We start from the raw sequence: 18,959 nt of genomic DNA on the forward strand, positions 1-18,959 counted from the left end.
GCGCGGGGGGCCGTAAGGGGGGGGTCCCGCCCACCCGGGGGGGGTTCGGGGGGCCGGAGGGGGCGTGGGGGGCGCGGGGGACACTGGAAACGCCGGAGGGCCCGCAGCCGCGTGGCTGCGGGCCCTCCGGCGTGTTCGAGACCTCTGAAGACCCCTACGCTTCCTCTCGGCGCAGCGAGGACTTCAGCTCCTTGAGCCGGCCGAGGAGGCCGTTCACGAACGAGGGCGACTCGTCCGTGGAGAACTCCTTCGCCAGCTGCACCATCTCGTCGATCACGACCGCGTCCGGGGTCTCGTCGACCCAGATCAGCTCGTACGCGCCGAGACGCAGGATGTTGCGGTCCACGACCGGCATCCGGTCGAGCGTCCAGCCGACGGAGTACTGCGCGATCAGCTCGTCGATCCGCCTCGCGTGCGCCGCGTAGCCCTCGACCAGCTGCATCGTGTACTCACTCACCGGCGGCTGCCGGGTGTCGTCCCGGGAGAGCCGGATCCAGTCCGCGAGAACGGTCAGGACGTCGGCGTCGCGTTGGTCGCCCTCGAAGAGGATCTGGAAGGCGCGCTTGCGGGCCGTGTTGCGGGCAGCCACGGTTAGCTGTTCACCCGGCCGAGGTAGTCGCTCGTGCGGGTGTCGACCTTGATCTTCTCACCGGTGGTGATGAAGAGCGGGACGTTGATCTGGTGGCCGGTCTCCAGGATGGCGGGCTTGGTGCCGCCGGTGGAGCGGTCGCCCTGGACGCCCGGCTCGGTCTCCTTGATGACGAGCTCGACGGCGGCCGGCAGCTCGACGAAGAGCACCTCGCCCTCGTGCTGGGCGACGGTGGCGGTGAAGCCCTCGATCAGGAAGTTGGCGGCGTCACCGACGGCCTTGCGGTCGACCATGAGCTGGTCGTAGGTCTCCATGTCCATGAAGACGAAGTACTCGCCGTCCATGTACGAGAACTGCATGTCGCGCTTGTCGACAGTGGCCGTCTCGACCTTGACGCCGGCGTTGAAGGTCTTGTCGACCACCTTGCCGGACAGCACGTTCTTGAGCTTGGTGCGCACGAAGGCCGGGCCCTTGCCGGGCTTGACGTGCTGGAACTCGACGACGGACCACAGCTGGCCGCCATCGAGCTTGAGCACCATGCCGTTCTTGAGGTCGTTCGTGGAAGCCACGGTTGCGGAATCTCCTGGACTGACGTGGACGACCCCGGCGCACGCTCCTGTCTAGAGGGCGAGCAGCTCCTTGGTCGTGATGGTGAGTAGCTCGGGTCCGCCGTCCGCCTCGGGGCGAACGACGAGCGTGTCATCGATCCGGACACCGCCCCGGCCCGGGAGGTGGACCCCCGGTTCGACGGTGACCGGCACGCAAGCGTCCAGTTTACCCATGGCCGCAGGAGCCAACTGCGGGTCCTCGTCGATTTCGAGTCCGACACCGTGGCCGGTGAGGGACGGCAGGCCCTCGTGGTACCCGGCGGAGTCCAGCACCTGACGTGCGGCACGGTCCACGTCACGGTAGGCGGCGCCGGGTGCCAGGGCCTCCCGTCCGGCGCGCTGAGCGGCGAAGACGAGGTCGTACAACTCGATCTGCCAGTCGGCGGGAGACGTACCGATCACGAAGGTCCGGCCGATCTCGCACCGGTAGCCGCGGTACGTGGCCCCGAGGCAGACGGAGAGGAAGTCGCCCTCCTCGACGCGGCGGTCGGTGGGCCGATGGGCGCGGCGGCCGGCGTTCGGACCGGTGGCGACGGAGGTGGGAAAGGCGGGGCCGTCGGCGCCGTGATCGACAAGGCGCCGTTCGAGTTCGAGGGCGAGGTGGCGCTCGGTGCGGCCGACGAGGATGGATTCGAGGAGCTCTCCGAGTGCCTGGTCGGCGATCTCGGCGCCGATCCGGAGGCAGGAGATCTCCTCCTCGTCCTTCACCACCCTGAGCTGCTCCACGGCTCCGCCCAGGTCGGCGAGGCGCAGCCGCGGGACGACCGAGCGGATGGCTCTGTGCCGGGCCACGGTGAGGTGGTGTTCCTCGACGGCGAGGGAGTCCCCGCCCTGGGCCGACGCGAGGTCGGCCGCGGCGACGGCGGGATCGCCGCCGGGGCCGGGGAGGGCGTGGATCGGCAGTGCCTCGTCGGGGCGGCCCTGCGTCGGCTGGTCCTCGGGCGGGCCCGCGCAGACCAGCAGGTCCTGGGTTCTGCCCAGCAGCAGTACGGCGCCGTGCGGGGCGGCACCCGCGAGGTAGCGCACGTTGGCCGGGCGGGAGACGAGTGCTGCCGCGCTGCCGGCCGCGTTGCACTGCTCCCGTAGCCGTGATCGGCGGGCCGCGTAGACCTCTGACATGACCCGAGCGTATGGGCTGCGCCGGGTTGATGCCGGTTGGGGGCGTCCGAGTGGGCGGTGTCTGGATTGTGCGGGTTGGGGGGTGCGGGTCGGGAGGCGGGGGCCCGCGTGGGGTTGTGTGCCGTCTGCGGGCCTGTGGGGGTTTCTCGCGCAGTTCCCCGCGCCCCTTAAGGGCGGCCGGTCACCTTGGCTACCACTTCGGGGGGCTCGCTATTGATCTTGCCAGTACGTCGTCCAGGACCTGGGCCGTCTGTGGGACGTCCAGCTGGGAGTTGTCGATGATCGGCAGGCCCGAGCCGTACCAGCCCGCCATGCGGCCGTGGATCCGCGCGACCTCCTCGTCGGTGAGGCGGCGGTTGCCCGAGCGCTCGGCGTTGCGCTCCAGGACTATCTCCAGGCCCGGGAGCAGGACGACCGGCAGCAGCCCGGGGCCGACATGGCGCTTCCAGCCGCCGAGGCCGACCACGGGGCGGTCCGGGAAGACCGCGTCGTCGAGGATGCACGAGATTCCGTTGGCCAGGAAGTTGCGCGCGGCGAAGCCGCAGGTGCGGCGGGCCAGGCGGTACTGGGCCTCGGAGTGGTCGTTCCACCCGGACTGGGGGTCGGCGAAGCCCGAGCGGACCCATTCGCGTACGTCGTCGAGGCTTATGTGGGCCGTGGGGACCCTGCGGTGGTCCGCCCAGAACTTGGCGACGCTCGTCTTTCCCGCCCCGGCCGGCCCGATGAGCAGCACCGCGAGGGTCGTGGTCGTCGGGTCGGGCGCCGTGGCGGAGGGCGGGGCGGGCGGCATGGCGACCGGACCGCCGGGCGGCAGCTGGACATGGCCCGTGGTCTCGGGCGTCGGCGGCGCCTGGACGTGGTGCGGCGTGTGCGGGACCGGGCCGGGGGCGGTGAAGCCCGGTGCCGGGGGCGGCGGGGGTACCGGGGCGGAGCCCTGGTGCGAGGCCGGTCCCGGATGGGAGGCGGGTCCCGGGTGCGGGGCGGATCCGGGGTGCGGGGCGGATCCGGGGTGCGGGGCTGGTCCCTGATGCGGTGCGGGTCCCTGGGGTGTGCCCGGGTGGTGCGGACCCGAGTGTTGTCCGGCCGGTGACCAGCCGTGCCCCGACTGGTGGGGCGGCGGCAGCGGAGAACCCACTGCGTGCTGCATCCGGTGCCACTCCGTCTCGTCTTCCATGGCCATTGGCGCTGGTGGCAGGGCACGAACCCCGCTCTCCCCCACCACCCGAAACGGCTCGGGGGGACCCCATCCGAACGGTACCGCCCCCGGCCGCCGTTTGGTGAACGGCCGGGGGCGGTCTGAAGTGCCCATCGCCACAGGCGAATCGGACGGAAGATGCCTTCGCCGGACTTACTGGCCGACTTCGCCGTAGGCGGCGAGGAGGACGGCCGGGTCCGGGCCCTCCAGGACGGTCGGCTTGGCCAGCCCGTCCAGCACGATGAAGCGCAGCAGGTTGCCACGGGACTTCTTGTCGACCTTCATCGTCTCCAGCAGCTTGGGCCACTGGTCGTAGCGGTAGTGCAGCGGCAGCCCGACCGACTCCAGGATCGTGCGGTGGCGGTCGGCCGTCGCATCGTCCAACCGGCCCGCCAGCCGCCCCAGTTCGGCGGCGAAGTGCATACCCACCGCCACCGCGGCGCCGTGCCGCCATTTGTACCGCTCGTTCTTCTCGATGGCGTGACCGAGCGTGTGGCCGTAGTTGAGGATCTCCCGCAGTCCCGACTCCTTCAGGTCGGAGGAGACCACCTCGGCCTTGACCCGGATCGACCGCTCGATCAGCTCGGCGGTGTGCGGGCCGGCCGGGGTCCGCGCGGCCTCGGGGTCGGCCTCGATCAGCTCCAGGATCGCCGGGTCGGCGATGAAACCGGCCTTGATGACCTCCGCGAGCCCGGACACGTAGTCGTTGACCGGCAGCGACTCCAGCGCGGCCAGGTCGCACAGCACACCGGCCGGCGGGTGGAAGGCGCCCACCAGGTTCTTGCCCTCGGCGGTGTTGATGCCGGTCTTGCCGCCGACGGCCGCGTCCACCATGGCCAGCACGGTCGTCGGGATCGCGATCCAGCGCACTCCGCGCAGCCAGGTCGCGGCCACGAACCCGGCCAGGTCGGTGGTGGCCCCGCCGCCCACGCCGATGACGACGTCGGTGCGGGTGAAGTTGGACTGCCCCAGCGCCTTCCAGCAGTAGGCGGCGACCTCGGCGGTCTTGGCCTCCTCCGCGTTGGGCACCTGGATGGCGATGACCTCGAAGCCCTGCTCGGCGAGGTCCGCGCGCACCGCGTCGCCGGTCTCGGCGAGCGCCTCGGGGTGGATCACGGCGACCCGCTTGGCCCTGCCACCGATCAACCCGCCGAGCTCGGCGAGGAGCTGACGCCCGATCAGGACCTCGTACGGCTCACTTCCCGCGGTGCCGCCGACCTGGACCCGGGTGACTGCCTCGGTCATGCTTCCTTCAACTCCAGTGCGTCCAGGGCGACTTGGGCCACTTCTTCGGGGGTACGGCCGTCGGTGGCGACGACCGCGGTGGCGATCCCCTCGTACAGATGGCGGCGGGCCTCCATCAGCTCGCGCCACTGCTTGCGCGGGTTGACCGCGAGCAGCGGGCGGGCGGCGTTCAGACCGGTGCGCTTGACCGCCTCCTCGACGTCCATCGAGAGGTAGACGACCCTGAGGCCGTCGAGCGACTCGCGCGTCTCGGGGTCGAGGATCGCACCGCCGCCGAGCGCCAGGATCCCGTCGTGCTCGGCCAGCGCGCGGTGCACCGCCTGCTTCTCGATCGCCCGGAACGCGGGCTCGCCCTCGTCCACGAAGATCTCGGCGATGGTCCGGCCCTGCTCGGCCACGATGTCGTCGTCGGTGTCCCGGTAGCCGACCCCGAGCCGCTCGGCCAGCAGCCGCCCGACCGTGGACTTGCCCACGCCCATCGGCCCGACCAGCACCACCACAGGCGCTGCGCTCATCGGATGGCCAGGTTGTCGAGGTACGACTGCACGTTGCGGCGGGTCTCGGCGACGTTGTCGCCGCCGAACTTCTCCGCGACGGCGTCCGCGAGGACCAGCGCCACCATGGCCTCGGCGACGATACCGGCGGCCGGAACCGCGGACACGTCGGAGCGCTGGTGGTGGGCCTGCGTCGCCTCACCGGTCGTCACGTCCACCGTCTGCAGCGCCCGCGGCACGGTCGCGATCGGCTTCATCGCGGCGCGCACCCGCAGCAGCTCACCGGTGGTCAGTCCGCCCTCGGTACCGCCGGAGCGGCCGGAGACCCGGCGGATGCCCTCGGGCGTGTTCACGATCTCGTCGTGCGCCTTGGAGCCGGGGACGCGGGCGAGCTCGAAGCCGTCGCCGAGCTCGACGCCCTTGATGGCCTGGATGCCCATGAGCGCACCGGCGAGGCGGGCGTCGAGCTTGCGGTCCCAGTGGACGTGCGAGCCGAGGCCGACGGGCACGCCGTAGGCAAGGATCTCGACGACGCCGCCGAGGGTGTCGCCGTCCTTGTGGGCCTGGTCGACCTCCGCGACCATCGCCTTCGACGCGTCGGCGTCCAGGCAGCGCAGCGGGTCGGAGTCCAGCTTCTCGACGTCGGCCGGCGTCGGGTACACACCCTGCGGGGCCTTCACGGAGCACAGCTCGACGACATGGCTGACGATCTCGATGCCGGCCGTCTCCTTGATGTACGACCGGGCCACCGCGCCCAGCGCCACCCGGGCCGCCGTCTCACGGGCCGAGGCGCGCTCCAGGATCGGCCGGGCCTCGTCGAAGCCGTACTTCTGCATGCCCGCGAGGTCGGCGTGGCCGGGGCGCGGGCGGGTCAGCGGGGCGTTGCGGGCGAGGCCGGCGAGGATCTCGGGGTCGATGGGGTCGGCCGCCATGACCTGCTCCCACTTCGGCCACTCGGTGTTGCCCACCATGATCGCGACCGGGGAACCGAGGGTCAGGCCGTGCCGGACACCGCCGAGGAAGGTGACCTCGTCGCGCTCGAACTTCATGCGCGCGCCGCGTCCATAGCCGAGTCGGCGCCGGGCCAGGTGGTCCGCCACCATCTCCGTGGTGATCGGCACGCCGGCGGGAAGGCCCTCCAGCGTCGCGACGAGTGCGGGGCCGTGCGACTCCCCCGCGGTCAGCCAGCGCAACCTGCTCAACGGTGCTCCTCGGTACTCGCGCCCTGGTACTGCCCTGCGTACGCGCGTCCTCGCGTACGGCGACGGCGTGACCAGCTGCGCGGCTCCGGCCCGCCACCTCCGATCCTCCCACGTCCGGGACCGGTGCTCGGTCGCCGGTCCATCAGACGGACGGGCGATGGACGGTGCCGGGCACGGGAAGGGATCAGGCGGGACCGTTGCCTTGGCGCTGCCGCGGGGCGTACCCGCCGAGGAAATCGGCGCCGCTCGGCTCCCTGGCGGACCGTGTGCCGCTGGGCGATCTTGCGCTTCAGGCCCTCTGCGGAACCCAGCCGGACCTAGCGGGACGCGAGAGCGCGCTCCCCCGCCTTTCGCATGGCGTCAAGGGGTGCCGGAACACGGCCGGTCATCTGCTCCACCTGCAGCACGGCCTGGTGCACCAGCAGGTCGAGGCCGCTGACGACGGCGCCGCCGTACATGGACCAGCGGGCCGCGAGAGCGGTGGGCCAGGGGTCGTAGAGCACGTCGAACAGGGTGGCGGGGCGCTCCGGCACGGCGGCGGCGAGGGCGTCCGTCGTACCGGCCGGGGTGGTCGCGATCACCAGCGGCGCGTGCAGCGCACGGTCCGCGTCCGCCCAGTCGGCCGTCCGCACCTCGACGTCGAGCCGCTCGCCCCACTGCCGCATCTCGGCGGCGCGCGCCTCGCTGCGTACGTACGCCACGACCTCGCCGGTGCAGATCCGGGCGAGCGCGGCCAGTGCGGAGGACGCCGTGGCGCCCGCGCCGAGGATGGCGGCGGAGTCGACCTGCTCGATGCCGCGCTCACGCAGGGCGGCGACCATGCCGGGGATGTCGGTGTTGTCACCGACCTTGCGGCCGTCCTCGGTGAGGACGACGGTGTTGACCGCCTCGACCGAAGCCGCCGTCTCGCTGATCTCGTCGAGCAGCGGAATGACGGCCCGCTTAAGCGGCATGGTCAACGACAAGCCGACCCACTCCGGTCCGAGTTCCGCGAGGAACCCGGGCAGAGCGGCCTCGTCGATCTCGAACCGGTCGTACGACCAGTTCACGAGCCCCAGTTCCTCGTAGGCGGTGCGGTGCAGCACCGGGGAGAGGGAGTGGGCGATGGGCTTGCCGAGAACGGCGGCCCGGCGGGCGTCAATTGCCCGAGCTCTCATTGAACTTGTCCTTGAGCTTCAGGAATTCGGCGTGGGTCTTGGCGAATTCGGTCTTGTTCACGCCGTCGACAGCGACGAAGTAGTACCAGCCCTGATCGGTCGGATTCAACGCTCCCTTGAGCGCGCCCTCTCCCGGGTTGTCGATCGGACCGGGCGGCAGGCCCTTCTGCGTGTACGTGTTGTACGGGTCCTTGTTGCTGTTGATCTCCGACTCGCTGATATTGATGTTGCTCTTGCCCTGCGCGTAATTGAAGGTCGAGTCGAACTGCAGCAGCCCATAGGTCTCGGGGTTCGCGAGATCGAGGCGGTTGTAGACCACCTCCGCCATCTGACGGTAGTCGGCCTCGGTCTTGCCCTCGGCCTCGACCAGGCTCGCGACCGTGATGACCTGCAGCGGACTGTCCAGCTTGAGCGCCTTGGCCTTGGCCTCCAGGCCGAGCGAGTCGTACTTCTTCGCGGCCTGGGACACCATGTCCTTGAGGACCACCTCGGGCTTCATACCCTTGGCGGCGGCATAGGTGCCGGGGTAGAGGAAGCCTTCCAGCGGGTCCTTGATCTTGTTGTTGTCGTTCGCCCAGCTCGGAAGTCCGAGGCTCTTGTATTTCTGCTCGGCGACCTTCTTGGTGGTCCCGGACGACAAATCAAGCTGTTTGTCGATCGACTCGTACACGGCCGCGTTGCGCTCGCCCGGCCTGACCAGAACGCTGTTCTGGCTCTCGGGGTTGAGCATCATCTCGACGGCGCTCGAAGCGGACATCTGCTTGTTCAGCAGATAGGCGCCCGCCTGGATGCGGTTCCCCTTGGGATTGTCCGACTGCGCCGCCACGAAGGCGTCGACACTCTTGACGACACCGGCTTCCTTGAGGAGTTGACCGATGGCGTATCCGCCCGAGCCCTGGGGGATCTGGACGGTCACCGTCTCGCTCGTGCCGTCACCCGTGTAGTCCGGCGCCGCGCCGAAACGATCCTGGTAAAACTGGTACCCGAAATATCCGACACCGCCGACGCCTCCGGTGAGCACCAGCGCGATCACCAGACAGGCGCATCCGCTGCGCCGCTTCTTGGGCTTGCCGCCCCGGCCCCGCCGGTCGCCGCGACCGCGGCCGTCGCCCGACTCGCCGTCCGAGTCGTCGTCATCGTCGCCGCCCGCGAAGAATGCGTGTTCGCCCTGGTCAGGGCCAGGGTCCCAGTCGGTATGGGGCGGCTCGGGCTCGGCCTGCCGACGGCTCGGCGGCTCCGGCGGGGGGTATGCGTCGGGCGTGCCGTAGTAGTCGGGCCGCTCACCGCCGTACGCCGCGGCCTGCTGTCCGTAGGGGTCCGCCGGGTCGGGGTACTGGGGATGCGAGTGGGAGCCGGTCTGCCAGCCGTTGTTGTCGTACGGCTGCTGTCCCTGGCCCGGGTAGTGCTGCTGGTCGTACTGCTGGGGGTACTGCTGTGCCTGACCCTGCTGCTGGTACTGCTGCTGCGCCTGACCGTATGGGGCCTGCTGGCCGTTGCCCCAGTCGCCGTAGTGCTGCGGCTGCTGCTCCGGATAGTGCTGCGGCTGGCCGCCGTAGGCAGGCTGTTGGCCCGTGTGAGCCTGCTGCCCTTCCCATCCGCCGTCCCCGAACAACGGGTCCTCGGGATGCCACGGTTCGGAGCCTGGGCCCCGGCCATACTCAGTCATCGATCCCCTAGAGCCGCGAGGCGGCGGTCACGCGGCTGCTGTAGATCCGGTTCCCGTCCCGCCTCTCTTTGTGCGTCGGCTGTTCGAACACCGGCGCATCGCGCGGAACGTTACCGTATCGCGATCAGATAACCACTTCGACGCTCTCGCCCGGTGCTTTACCTGACACCCGTTCGGATTCGAGCGCCTGCTGCAAGATGATCACAGCGGCTGCCTGGTCGATCACCGACCGGCCCTTCTTGGACTTCACACCCGAGGCGCGCAGTCCCTGACTGGCCGTCACGGTCGTCATCCGCTCATCAACGAGCCTGACCGGTACGGGCGCGATCATGCGGGCCAGTTCCTGGGCGAAGCCCCTGACCTTGACCGCGGCCGGGCCCTCTCCTCCCTTGAGGGAACGTGGGAGTCCTACGACGACCTCGATCGGCTCGTACTCCTCGACGAGTTGCCCGAGCCGCCGGTGGGCTGCGGGGATGTCCCGGCCGGGGACCGTCTCCACCGGGGTGGCGAGGATGCCGTCGGGGTCGCACGAGGCGACACCGATACGGGCGTCGCCGACGTCGATCGCGAGGCGACGGCCGCGGCGCATGCCCCGGCCGTCGCCACTCGCGTGTGTGTCTTCGCTCACTTGGCCGTTTCCGTCACGAGCCGTTCGACGGCGTCGACGGCGTCGCCGATGGCGGCCGGGTTCTGGCCGCCGCCCTGGGCGACGTCCGGCTTGCCGCCCCCGCCGCCGCCGAGGGTCTTGGCGGCCGTGCGGACCAGGTCACCGGCCTTGAGACCGCGCTCGCGGGCGGCCTCGTTGGTGGCGATGACCGTCAGCGGCTTGCCGTTGTTGACGGTGAACAGGGCGACCACGGCGGCACGTCCGCCCTGGATACGGCCGCGCACATCGAGGACCAGCTTGCGCAGGTCGTCCGGCGTGGTGCCGTCCGGGACCTGACCGGTGACGACGGCGACACCGCGCACGTCCTTGGCGGACTCGACGAGACCGGCGGCGGCCTGCAGCACCTTCTCGGCGCGGAACTTCTCGATCTCCTTCTCGGCGTCCTTCAGCTTGCCGAGCATGGCGGAGACCTTCTCCGGGAGCTCCTCCGGGCGGCCCTTGATCAGCTCCTGGAGCTGGGCGACGACCGTGTGCTCACGGGCGAGGAAGTTGTAGGCGTCCACGCCGACCAGTGCCTCGATCCGGCGCACACCCGAGCCGATGGACGACTCGCCGAGCAGCTTGACCAGGCCGAGCTGGGCGGTGTTGTGCACATGCGTGCCGCCGCACAGCTCCTTGGAGAAGTCGCCGATGGTCACGACCCGGACCCGCTCGCCGTACTTCTCGCCGAACTCGGCGATGGCGCCCTGCTTCTTGGCCTCGTCGATGCCCATGACCTCGGCGTGCACGTCGAGGTCGCGGGCGAGCACCTCGTTGATCTTCTGCTCGACGTCGGTCATCACGGCCGTCGGGACGGCGGAGGGCGAACCGAAGTCGAAGCGGAAGCGGCCCGGCTGGTTCTCGGAACCGGCCTGGGCAGCCGTCGGACCGAGCGCGTCACGCAGGGCCTGGTGGGTGAGGTGGGTGGCCGAGTGGGCGCGGGCGATGGCCTTGCGGCGACGGTGGTCGATCGAGGCATGGGCCTTGGCACCGACCGTCACCTCGCCGACCTGGACGACGCCCTTGTGGACGTACACACCCGGGACCGGCTTCTGGCAGTCGCGGATCTCGATGACGGCACCGGTGTCGACCTTGATCTTGCCGGTGTCGCCGATCTGGCCGCCGCCCTCGGCGTAGAACGGGGTGCGGTCGAGGACGATCTCGACCTCGTCGCCCTCGGTGGCGGCCGGGGAGGATGCGCCGTCGACGAGGATGCCGACGATGGTGGACTCGCCCTCGGTGTCGCCGTAGCCGATGAAGTCGGTCTCACCGACCTTGTCGGCGATCTCCCGGTAGGCGCCGGCACCGGCGTGGCCGGTCTTCTTGGCCTGGGCGTCGGCCTTGGCGCGCTCCCGCTGCTCCTTCATCAGGCGCCGGAAGCCGTCCTCGTCCACGGAAAGGCCCTGCTCGGCGGCCATCTCCAGGGTGAGGTCGATCGGGAAGCCCCAGGTGTCGTGGAGCAGGAACGCCTTGTCGCCGGCCAGCACGGTGGAGCCCGCGGCCTTGGTGTCGGAGACGGCGGTGTCGAGGATGTTGGTGCCGGCCTTCAGCGTCTTGAGGAAGGCGTTCTCCTCGGCGACGGCGACCTTCTCGATGCGCTCGCGGTCGGTGATCAGCTCGGGGTACTGCTGGCCCATCATGCCGATCACGACGTCGATGAGGTCCTTGACGACCGGGCCGGTGGCGCCGAGCAGGCGCATGTTGCGGATGGCGCGGCGCATGATGCGGCGCAGGACGTAGCCACGGCCCTCGTTGCCCGGGGTGACGCCGTCGCCGATGAGCATCACGGACGTCCGCATGTGGTCGGTGACCACGCGCAGGGAGACGTCGGAGGCGTGGGCGTCGCCGTAGGCGACACCGGTCAGCTCGGTGGCCTTCTTGATGACGGCCATGGAGGTGTCGATCTCGTACATGTTCTGCACGCCCTGCAGAATCATGGCGAGTCGTTCGAGGCCGAGGCCGGTGTCGATGTTCTTGCTGGGGAGCTCGCCGAGGATCTCGAAGTTGTCCTTGCCGATGCCCTCGCCACGCTCGTACTGCATGAAGACGAGGTTCCAGATCTCCACGTACCGCTCGTCGTTGACGGCGGGGCCGCCCTCGACGCCGAACTCGGGGCCGCGGTCGTAGTTGATCTCGGAACAGGGGCCGCAGGGGCCGGGGACGCCCATGGACCAGTAGTTGTCCTTCATGCCGAGGCGCTGGATGCGCTCCTTCGGCACCCCGACGACCTCGTGCCAGATGCGCTCGGCCTCGTCGTCGTCCTTGTAGACGGTGATCCAGAGCTTCTCCGGCTCCAGGCCGTAACCGCCCTTGTCCTGGGGGCTGGTGAGCAGCTCCCAGGCGTACTTGATGGCGCCTTCCTTGAAGTAGTCGCCGAAGGAGAAGTTGCCGCACATCTGGAAGAACGTGCCGTGGCGGGTGGTCTTGCCGACCTCTTCGATGTCGGGCGTGCGCACGCACTTCTGCACGCTGGTGGCGCGCGGGAAGGGCGGCTTGACCTCACCCAGGAAGTAGGGCTTGAAGGGCACCATGCCGGCCGGGACCAGGAGCAGAGTCGGGTCGTCCGCGATGAGCGACGCCGAAGGGACGACGGTGTGCCCGCGCTCCTCGAAGAAGCTCAGCCAGCGGCGGCGAATCTCGGCCGACTCCATCAGTGGTCCTCATTCCGGTTGTACGAGTACGTCGGGTCGTCGACGTACTTCGGGTTGCTGCGGTTGTTCTCGATGGCGGCGTACCGCCGGGGCGCGGGAAGTTCGGGGCTGTCCTGGATGCCGAGCGCGTCCTCCAGCTCGGCCTCCCGCTGGGCCATGTTGTCGCGGACGTCGAGCGCGAAGCCGACCGCTCGGTCCTTCAGCCGCTGACCGGTCTCCAGGGCCTTGTTCGCCGCGGTGGCGGCGAGGCTCTCCGGGGTCAGCTGCCTGATCTTGCGGTTGACCTTGGTGGTGGCCCACACACCGGCGGCCACGCCCGTGCTGAACCAGAACGTACGACGGAACATCGCTCGGTCTCAGTCCTTACTTCCGCTTGCGTCGTGCGGCGGGGACCGTCCGGCCCACGATCACGTTACGCCCGGGCGACTTCGCGGGCACGTCCTCCTGCTTGCGGCCGCCGAGGGCCCGGCGTACGCCGTAGCCGAAGGCCGCGACCTTGACCAGGGGGCCGCCGAAGGTGGAGGCGACGGTGGTCGACAGGGCGGAGGCGTTCGACGTGACTTCCTGGACGTCGGAGGCGATCGCGTCGACCCGGTCGATCTGGGTCTGCGCGGAGCGCACGGCGGTGGACGCCTCTGCCAGGAGGGGGACGGCCTGGTCGGTCACGTCCGCGACGAGCTTGGTGGTCGCCTTGAGCGTCTGGGCCAGCCTCGCCAGCGCGACGGCGAGGAAGGAGACCAGGATCGCCCAGAAGACCGCCACCAGGATCCCGGCAACCTCTCCACCGGACACTGTGTGCACCCGCTCCCTGAAACGTGCCTCTGCATCGGTCTACATCGAAAAAGTCGTGGGCCGAGCCTATCGCGCCGAGGACGCCGCTCTGCACCGGATTACCGCCCGCGCGAAGCCGGTCGCGCGAAGCGATTGTACGGACCGAACACGCTTCAGTACGCTCCGTATCCCATGCGGGATCAACGGCGCGCCCCCTCCCCCGAGTCCGGCAATCTCCCCCTGGAACTCAGTTCGTTCGTGGGCCGTTCGGCCGAACTCGCCGAGCTGGCCGAAGCACTCCGTGCCGCGCGGCTGGTCACCGTGACCGGGGCCGGCGGCGTCGGAAAGTCACGGTTGGCCGCGCGCGCGGCCACGCGGTGTGCGCCCCCTGACGGTGTGTGGCACGTGGACCTGGCGCCGGTGCGCGATCCGGAGTTCGTCGACTACGCCGTCGTGGAGGCGCTGGGCCTGACGGACCACACGACCCGCCTGCCCCACGAGACACTCCTTGCGCATCTCGCCGAGCGTGAACTCCTGCTGATCCTGGACGGCTTCGAGCATCTGGTGGACGCCGGTGCCGAGCTGGTGACCGGTCTGCTGCGCCGGGTGCCGGGCCTGCGGGTGCTCGCCGTGGGGCGCAGACCGCTGGGCGTGGCGGGCGAGCGGCTGCTAGCGCTGGCCCCGCTGGACGAGGACGAGGCCGTGGAGCTGTTCGTGGAGCGGGCGGCACAGCGCGGGGTCGCCGTGCGGGACGACACGGACGTACGGGAGTTGTGCCGGCGTCTGGACGGGATCCCGCTGGCGGTCGAGCTGGCCGCGGGACGGCTGCGGATGCTGTCGCCGGGGCAGTTGCTGGAGCGGCTCGACGACCGGTTCCGGCTGCTGACCGGCGGCGGGCGGGACGGGCCGGCGCGCCATCGGACGCTGCGTACGGCCGTCGGCTGGAGCCATGAACTGTGCGCGCCCGAGGAGCGGTTGCTGTGGGCGCGGCTGTCGGTGTTCGCGGGCCGGTTCGACCTGGAAGCGGCGGAATACGTGTGCGGCGGCCAGGGGCTGCATTCCGACGACGTCCTCGACGTGCTCTCGGAGCTGCTCGCGCAGTCCGTGGTCGCGCGCGAGGAGACCGAGGCCGGGGTGCGCTACCGGATGCTGGACACGATCCGGGACTACGGCGCCGAGTGGCTCGCGGCGGCCGGGGACGCGGCCCGGCTGCGGCGCCGGCATCGCGACTGGTATCTGGGCCTGACGACCTGGTGCGAGCTGGAGTGGTTCTCGCCGCGGCAGGACGAGGTGGCCACGCGCGTCGAGACGGAGCTGCCGAATCTGCGCTGCGCCCTGGAGTACTGCCTGAGCGAGCCGGACGAGGCGCGTCTGGGCCAGTACCTCGCGGGCTCGCTGTGGTTCTACTGGGTCGGCTGCGGCCGGCTGTCGGAGGGGCGGCACTGGCTGGAGCAGGCCGTGACGCTGGACTCCGGTCATGAGCAGTCCCGGCTGAAGGCGCTGTGGGTGCTCGGCTATGTGGCGATCCTGCAGGGCGACACGGTGCCCGCGCTCGGGGTGCTGCTGGAGTGCCGGGAGGAGGCGGAGCGGGCCGGCGACCCCACGGCGGTGGCCTACGCCGAGCACCGCACCGGCTGTCTGGCGCTGCTCTCGGACGACGTGGAGCGCGCCGAGACGCTGCTGTGCTCGGCGCTGGCCCGGTATCAGGAGCTCGGCGAGCTCAACAGCAATGTGCTGATGGGCCAGATCGAGCTGGCCATGACACGGGCGTTCCAGGGCGATCTGCCGGACGCGGTGCGGCTCTGCGAGGACGTCCGCCGGGTGTGCGAGGACCATGGCGAGCGCTGGGCGCGCTCCTATGCGCTGTACGTCCTGGCGTACGCCGCCTGGGCCGACGGTGACCTGCCCGGCGCCCGCGCACTGCTGACGGACTGCCTCACCGGCGCCCACTCCTTCCGCGACCTGCTCGGCTCGGTGCTGGCGGTGGAGCTGCTGGCCCTGGTCACTCAGGCAGAGGGCGATCCGGCAGAGGCCGCGGTGCTGCAGGGCGCGGCGGCCGGGATGTGGCCGTCGGTGGGGCTGCCGCTGTTCGGCTCGGCCTGCTTCAACGCACCGCACGAGCTGTGCGAGACGGCGGCCCGGGAGCGGCTCGGCGGCGAGCGGTACGAGGAGTGCGTACGGCAGGGAGCGGCGCTCGGCAGGGAGGCGGCGGTGCGCCGGGCGCTGGGCCGGCCGGCCGCGGACGCGCCGCCACCGCCACCGCCACGAGGCCCGGTACGGCAGGCCGAGGCACCCCCGGGCATGCGGAAGCCCGCCGCCTCCCCCACCCGCAAGGGCGAGGAGACGACGGGCTGAGGCGCAGGTGTCCTACGACCGCTGAAGGATCAACGGGCGTAGTACTCGACGACGAGCTGCTCGTCGCAGATCACCGGGATCTCCTTGCGGTTCGGCTCACGGTCCAGGCGGAACGCCAGGGCCTTGAGGTTCACCTGGAGGTAGCGCGGGGTCTCGCCCTCGGGGGCGAAGCCGCCCTCACGGGCGATGGAGAAGAGGGTCTTCTCACGGCTGCGCTCGCGGACCATCACGACGTCGTCGGGACGGACGCGGAACGACGGCTTGTCGACCTTCTGGCCGTTGACCTCGATGTGACCGTGCACGACCATCTGACGGGCCTGGTAGATGGTGCGGGCGATGCCCGAACGCAGGACCAGGGCGTCGAGACGACGCTCAAGCTCGATGATCAGGGCCTCACCGGTCTTGCCCTGAACCTTGGAGGCACGCTCGTAGGCGCGGACGAGCTGGCGCTCGGACACGTCGTACTGCGCACGCAGACGCTGCTTCTCCAGCAGACGGACCTTGTAGTCCGAGTTCTGCTTGCGGCCACGGCCGTGCTCACCCGGCGGGTAGGGACGGGCCTCGAAGTACTTGACGGCCTTCGGGGTCAGCGCGATGCCGAGGGCACGCGACTTCTTGACCTTGGGGCGGGACTGGTTCGCCACAATCTCTCATTTCTTGGTGTTCGGCTTGTCAGGATGTTGAGGGAGGTCGCATCCGCAGCCGGGGAAACCCGCCTGGTCCGTCGCCGGGCCTGGTGGGCAGCCGCTCCCCTGGTCTGGGCACATATGTGCAGCACGCGAGTGGCCCATCGACCGGTCCCGCCTTGCGACGAGTGGTGATGGGCTGCCCGCGACACCATTCGAACGGTGCGCGACGCTCCTGGAACCCGCTGGGGGCTCCGGCTGACCGTCCCGTTCTGACTGCACGGGACACAGCACTTCGGGGAAGTTTACAGGGTGCTCAGGACCGCTTGCGACCGAGGTGCTTCCTGGTCCACTCCACGGCGTCCGCGTACCGCGCCTCGGCGCCGTGCCGGGTCGGGGTGTAGTACTCCCGGTCCTTGAGGGCGTCCGGGGCGTACTGCTGCTCGGCGATGCCCTCGGACAGGTCGTGCGGATACACATACCCCTGGGCGTGCCCGAGCTTGGCGGCGCCCTTGTAGTGCCCGTCGCGCAGGTGCGGGGGCACGGGTCCCGCCAGTCCCTTGCGTACGTCCTCCATCGCGGCGCCGATCGCGGTCGTCGCGGCGTTGGACTTGGGGGCCAGGGCGAGGGCGATGGTGGCGTGGCTGAGGGTGAGGGCGGCCTCGGGGAAGCCGATCATGGCGACGGCCTGGGCGGCGGCGACCGCGATCGGCAGGGCGTTCGGGTCGGCGAGGCCGATGTCCTCGCTGGCGGAGATCATCAGGCGGCGGGCGATGAAGCGGGGGTCCTCGCCGGCCTCGATCATCCGGGCCAGGTAGTGCAGGGCGGCGTCGACGTCGGAGCCGCGGATGGACTTGATGAGTGCGCTGGCGACGTCGTAGTGCTGGTCGCCGTCGCGGTCGTACTTCACGGCGGCGCGGTCGACGGTCTGCTCCAGCGTCTGGAGGCTGATCTCGCTCTCGCCCTGGTCCAGGGCGGCCCCGGCCGCCGCCTCCAGGGCGGTGAGGGCGCGGCGGGCGTCGCCGCCGGCGATCCGCAGCAGGTGCTCCTCGGTGTCCTCGGGGAGGGCGACGGCGTCCTTCAGGCCGCGTTCGTCGCTCAGCGCGCGCTTGAGCAGGCCCCTGACGTCGTCGTCGGTGAGGGGTTCGAGGGTGAGCAGGAGGGAGCGGGACAGCAGGGGGGAGATGACCGAGAAGTAGGGGTTCTCGGTGGTCGCCGCGATCAGGGTCACCCAGCGGTTCTCGACGGCCGGGAGGAGGGAGTCCTGCTGGGCCTTGCTGAAGCGGTGGATCTCGTCGAGGAAGAGGACGGTCTCCTTGCCGAAGCCACCGGTGGCGCGGCGGGCGCCGTCGATGACCGCGCGGACCTCCTTGACCCCGGCGGTGATCGCGGACAACTCGACGAAGCGCTTGTTGGTGGCCTTGGAGACGACGTAGGCCAGGGTGGTCTTGCCGGTGCCGGGCGGGCCCCACAGGATCACCGAGGACGGTCCGGCGGGGCCGCCGCCGGACTCGCCGACGAGCCTGCGCAGCGGCGAGCCCGGTTTCAGCAGGTGCTGCTGGCCCACGACCTCGTCCAGAGTGCGTGGGCGCATACGCACCGCCAGGGGACTCCCCGCGGGGTCCTTCTCCTGGCGTTCTTCGGCGGCGGCGGTGAACAGGTCGGGCTCCACGCTGGAAACCCTAATTCACCGCACTGACATCGCGGTCGCAGCGGCGGTCAGGCCCAGAGCTGGCTGCCCCAGCGGGTCAGGATCAGCATGACGATGACGCCGCAGTGCGTCACCGGGAGCACCCAGGTGAACTCGGAGAGGAAGTTCTTCAGCGGGCGCGGGGCGGGCAGGAAGCCATTGCGGATGTTGAAGGAGGTCACGTACCAGAACATGGTGATCGTCGCGGCCCAGGCCAGCGAGCACCACAGGCACAGCGCGTTGATGTTGTACAGCGACTGGTACATCAGCCAGGTGCAGAAGGCGACGCCGAACAGGGTGCCGACGTTGAAGGTCAGCCAGTACCAGCGCGGGAAGCGGGCGCGGGCGAGCAGGCTCATGCCGACGCAGATGACGATGCCGTAGCAGACCAGGCCGAGCATGGGGTTCGGGAACCCGAAGACGGACGCCTGCTTGCTCTGCATGACGCTGCCGCAGGACACGATCGGGTTGAGGCTGCAGCCGGGCGTGAAGCTCTTCCCCGCGATCTCCGCCTCAAGGATCTTGAACTTGTCGATCGTGATGACCCACGCGGCAAGCAATCCCGCCGCGCCGGTGACGACCAGCATCAGGGCGAACGCACGGCTGCCGCCGACCGATCGCGGCGCCGCCTCGGCACGCTGCGGCTCGGGCTCGGTGGAGACGTCTTTGACTGTCGTCTTGCTCATCACGCCGATTCCGTCACTTGAGAGTTGGACCTTCTCCGGACAGGCCACATTGTGCCGTACACACACGCGTGCGCGCCGTTCATGGGACATAAGGAGAGACGCGCGACCGGGTCAAGGCACGGGGTTCAGGACATCGGCGGAACAGCCGTGGGGGGGGGGGGGGGGGGGGCCCCCCCCCACACAAGAAAAAAACCCACAACACAACCAAACAGCGGACCAAGCAACAAACAACGCAAAGAAAACACAGAACACAACACCC

Annotated in this window: 17 protein-coding genes; 1 reads left to right on the plus strand and 16 read right to left on the minus strand. The window is 70.2% G+C overall.

Translation table 11 applies throughout. The features are described 5' to 3' along the window. Nucleotides 1–154: 154 nt before the first annotated feature. From nusB to ACFWYS_RS28445, 13 genes are all read right to left on the minus strand, one after another. Nucleotides 155–589, minus strand: coding sequence for a transcription antitermination factor NusB (nusB, locus tag ACFWYS_RS28385; RefSeq protein ID WP_384774782.1), 435 nt, complete (start codon nucleotides 587–589; stop codon nucleotides 155–157). A gap of 2 nt (nucleotides 590–591) precedes the next feature. Then, nucleotides 592–1,158 (minus strand): elongation factor P, encoded by a 567-nt coding sequence (efp, locus tag ACFWYS_RS28390; protein WP_272118278.1) that lies wholly within the window; start codon nucleotides 1,156–1,158, stop codon nucleotides 592–594. A gap of 51 nt (nucleotides 1,159–1,209) precedes the next feature. Then, nucleotides 1,210–2,316: an aminopeptidase P family protein gene (locus ACFWYS_RS28395; protein WP_384774785.1), complete on the minus strand. Its 1,107-nt coding sequence runs from the start codon at nucleotides 2,314–2,316 to the stop codon at nucleotides 1,210–1,212. Between the two features lie 190 nt (nucleotides 2,317–2,506). Further along, nucleotides 2,507–3,463, minus strand: coding sequence for an AAA family ATPase (locus ACFWYS_RS28400; RefSeq protein WP_384774788.1), 957 nt, complete (start codon nucleotides 3,461–3,463; stop codon nucleotides 2,507–2,509). Nucleotides 3,464–3,664: 201 nt separating this feature from the next. Next, nucleotides 3,665–4,756 carry a 3-dehydroquinate synthase gene (aroB, locus tag ACFWYS_RS28405; RefSeq protein WP_384774790.1) on the minus strand — a complete coding sequence of 364 codons (1,092 nt, stop codon included), beginning with the start codon at nucleotides 4,754–4,756 and terminating at the stop codon, nucleotides 3,665–3,667. Next, nucleotides 4,753–5,271, minus strand: coding sequence for a shikimate kinase (locus ACFWYS_RS28410; protein WP_384774793.1), 519 nt, complete (start codon nucleotides 5,269–5,271; stop codon nucleotides 4,753–4,755). The genes aroB and ACFWYS_RS28410 overlap by 4 nt, the downstream gene beginning before the upstream one ends. Further along, on the minus strand, nucleotides 5,268–6,452 hold the full coding sequence (aroC, locus tag ACFWYS_RS28415) for a chorismate synthase (protein ID WP_384774796.1): 1,185 nt from the start codon (nucleotides 6,450–6,452) through the stop codon (nucleotides 5,268–5,270). Before aroC ends, ACFWYS_RS28410 begins: the two co-directional genes overlap by 4 nt. A gap of 317 nt (nucleotides 6,453–6,769) precedes the next feature. Continuing rightward, nucleotides 6,770–7,609 carry a shikimate dehydrogenase gene (locus tag ACFWYS_RS28420; protein WP_384774799.1) on the minus strand — a complete coding sequence of 280 codons (840 nt, stop codon included), beginning with the start codon at nucleotides 7,607–7,609 and terminating at the stop codon, nucleotides 6,770–6,772. Further along, on the minus strand, nucleotides 7,590–9,275 hold the full coding sequence (gene mltG / locus ACFWYS_RS28425; RefSeq protein WP_384774801.1) for an endolytic transglycosylase MltG: 1,686 nt from the start codon (nucleotides 9,273–9,275) through the stop codon (nucleotides 7,590–7,592). Before mltG ends, ACFWYS_RS28420 begins: the two co-directional genes overlap by 20 nt. A gap of 124 nt (nucleotides 9,276–9,399) precedes the next feature. After that, nucleotides 9,400–9,864: a Holliday junction resolvase RuvX gene (gene ruvX, locus ACFWYS_RS28430; protein ID WP_384775075.1), complete on the minus strand. Its 465-nt coding sequence runs from the start codon at nucleotides 9,862–9,864 to the stop codon at nucleotides 9,400–9,402. Between the two features lie 35 nt (nucleotides 9,865–9,899). Continuing rightward, nucleotides 9,900–12,572, minus strand: a complete 2,673-nt coding sequence (gene alaS, locus ACFWYS_RS28435; RefSeq protein WP_384774804.1) for an alanine--tRNA ligase — start codon at nucleotides 12,570–12,572, stop codon at nucleotides 9,900–9,902. Further along, nucleotides 12,572–12,919, minus strand: a complete 348-nt coding sequence (locus ACFWYS_RS28440; protein WP_384774807.1) for a hypothetical protein — start codon at nucleotides 12,917–12,919, stop codon at nucleotides 12,572–12,574. Before ACFWYS_RS28440 ends, alaS begins: the two co-directional genes overlap by 1 nt. Nucleotides 12,920–12,935: 16 nt before the next feature. Further along, nucleotides 12,936–13,373 (minus strand): DUF948 domain-containing protein, encoded by a 438-nt coding sequence (locus ACFWYS_RS28445; RefSeq protein WP_384774810.1) that lies wholly within the window; start codon nucleotides 13,371–13,373, stop codon nucleotides 12,936–12,938. Between the two features lie 162 nt (nucleotides 13,374–13,535). Here ACFWYS_RS28445 and ACFWYS_RS28450 point away from each other — a divergent pair, with 162 nt between their 5' ends. Beyond that, nucleotides 13,536–15,698 carry an ATP-binding protein gene (locus tag ACFWYS_RS28450; protein ID WP_384774813.1) on the plus strand — a complete coding sequence of 721 codons (2,163 nt, stop codon included), beginning with the start codon at nucleotides 13,536–13,538 and terminating at the stop codon, nucleotides 15,696–15,698. A gap of 29 nt (nucleotides 15,699–15,727) precedes the next feature. Here the strand turns inward: ACFWYS_RS28450 and rpsD are convergent, their stop codons facing one another. From rpsD to ACFWYS_RS28465, 3 genes are all read right to left on the minus strand, one after another. Beyond that, nucleotides 15,728–16,342, minus strand: a complete 615-nt coding sequence (gene rpsD, locus ACFWYS_RS28455; protein ID WP_015661793.1) for a 30S ribosomal protein S4 — start codon at nucleotides 16,340–16,342, stop codon at nucleotides 15,728–15,730. A gap of 298 nt (nucleotides 16,343–16,640) precedes the next feature. Next, entirely contained in the window at nucleotides 16,641–17,996 is a 1,356-nt protein-coding gene (locus tag ACFWYS_RS28460) for a replication-associated recombination protein A (protein WP_384774817.1), read from the minus strand. 47 nt (nucleotides 17,997–18,043) lie between these two features. Further along, nucleotides 18,044–18,700, minus strand: coding sequence for a vitamin K epoxide reductase family protein (locus tag ACFWYS_RS28465; protein ID WP_384774819.1), 657 nt, complete (start codon nucleotides 18,698–18,700; stop codon nucleotides 18,044–18,046). Nucleotides 18,701–18,959: the final 259 nt, after the last annotated feature.

It is taken from the genome of Streptomyces sp. NPDC059010 (assembly GCF_042740355.1).
Lineage (GTDB): Bacteria > Actinomycetota > Actinomycetes > Streptomycetales > Streptomycetaceae > Streptomyces.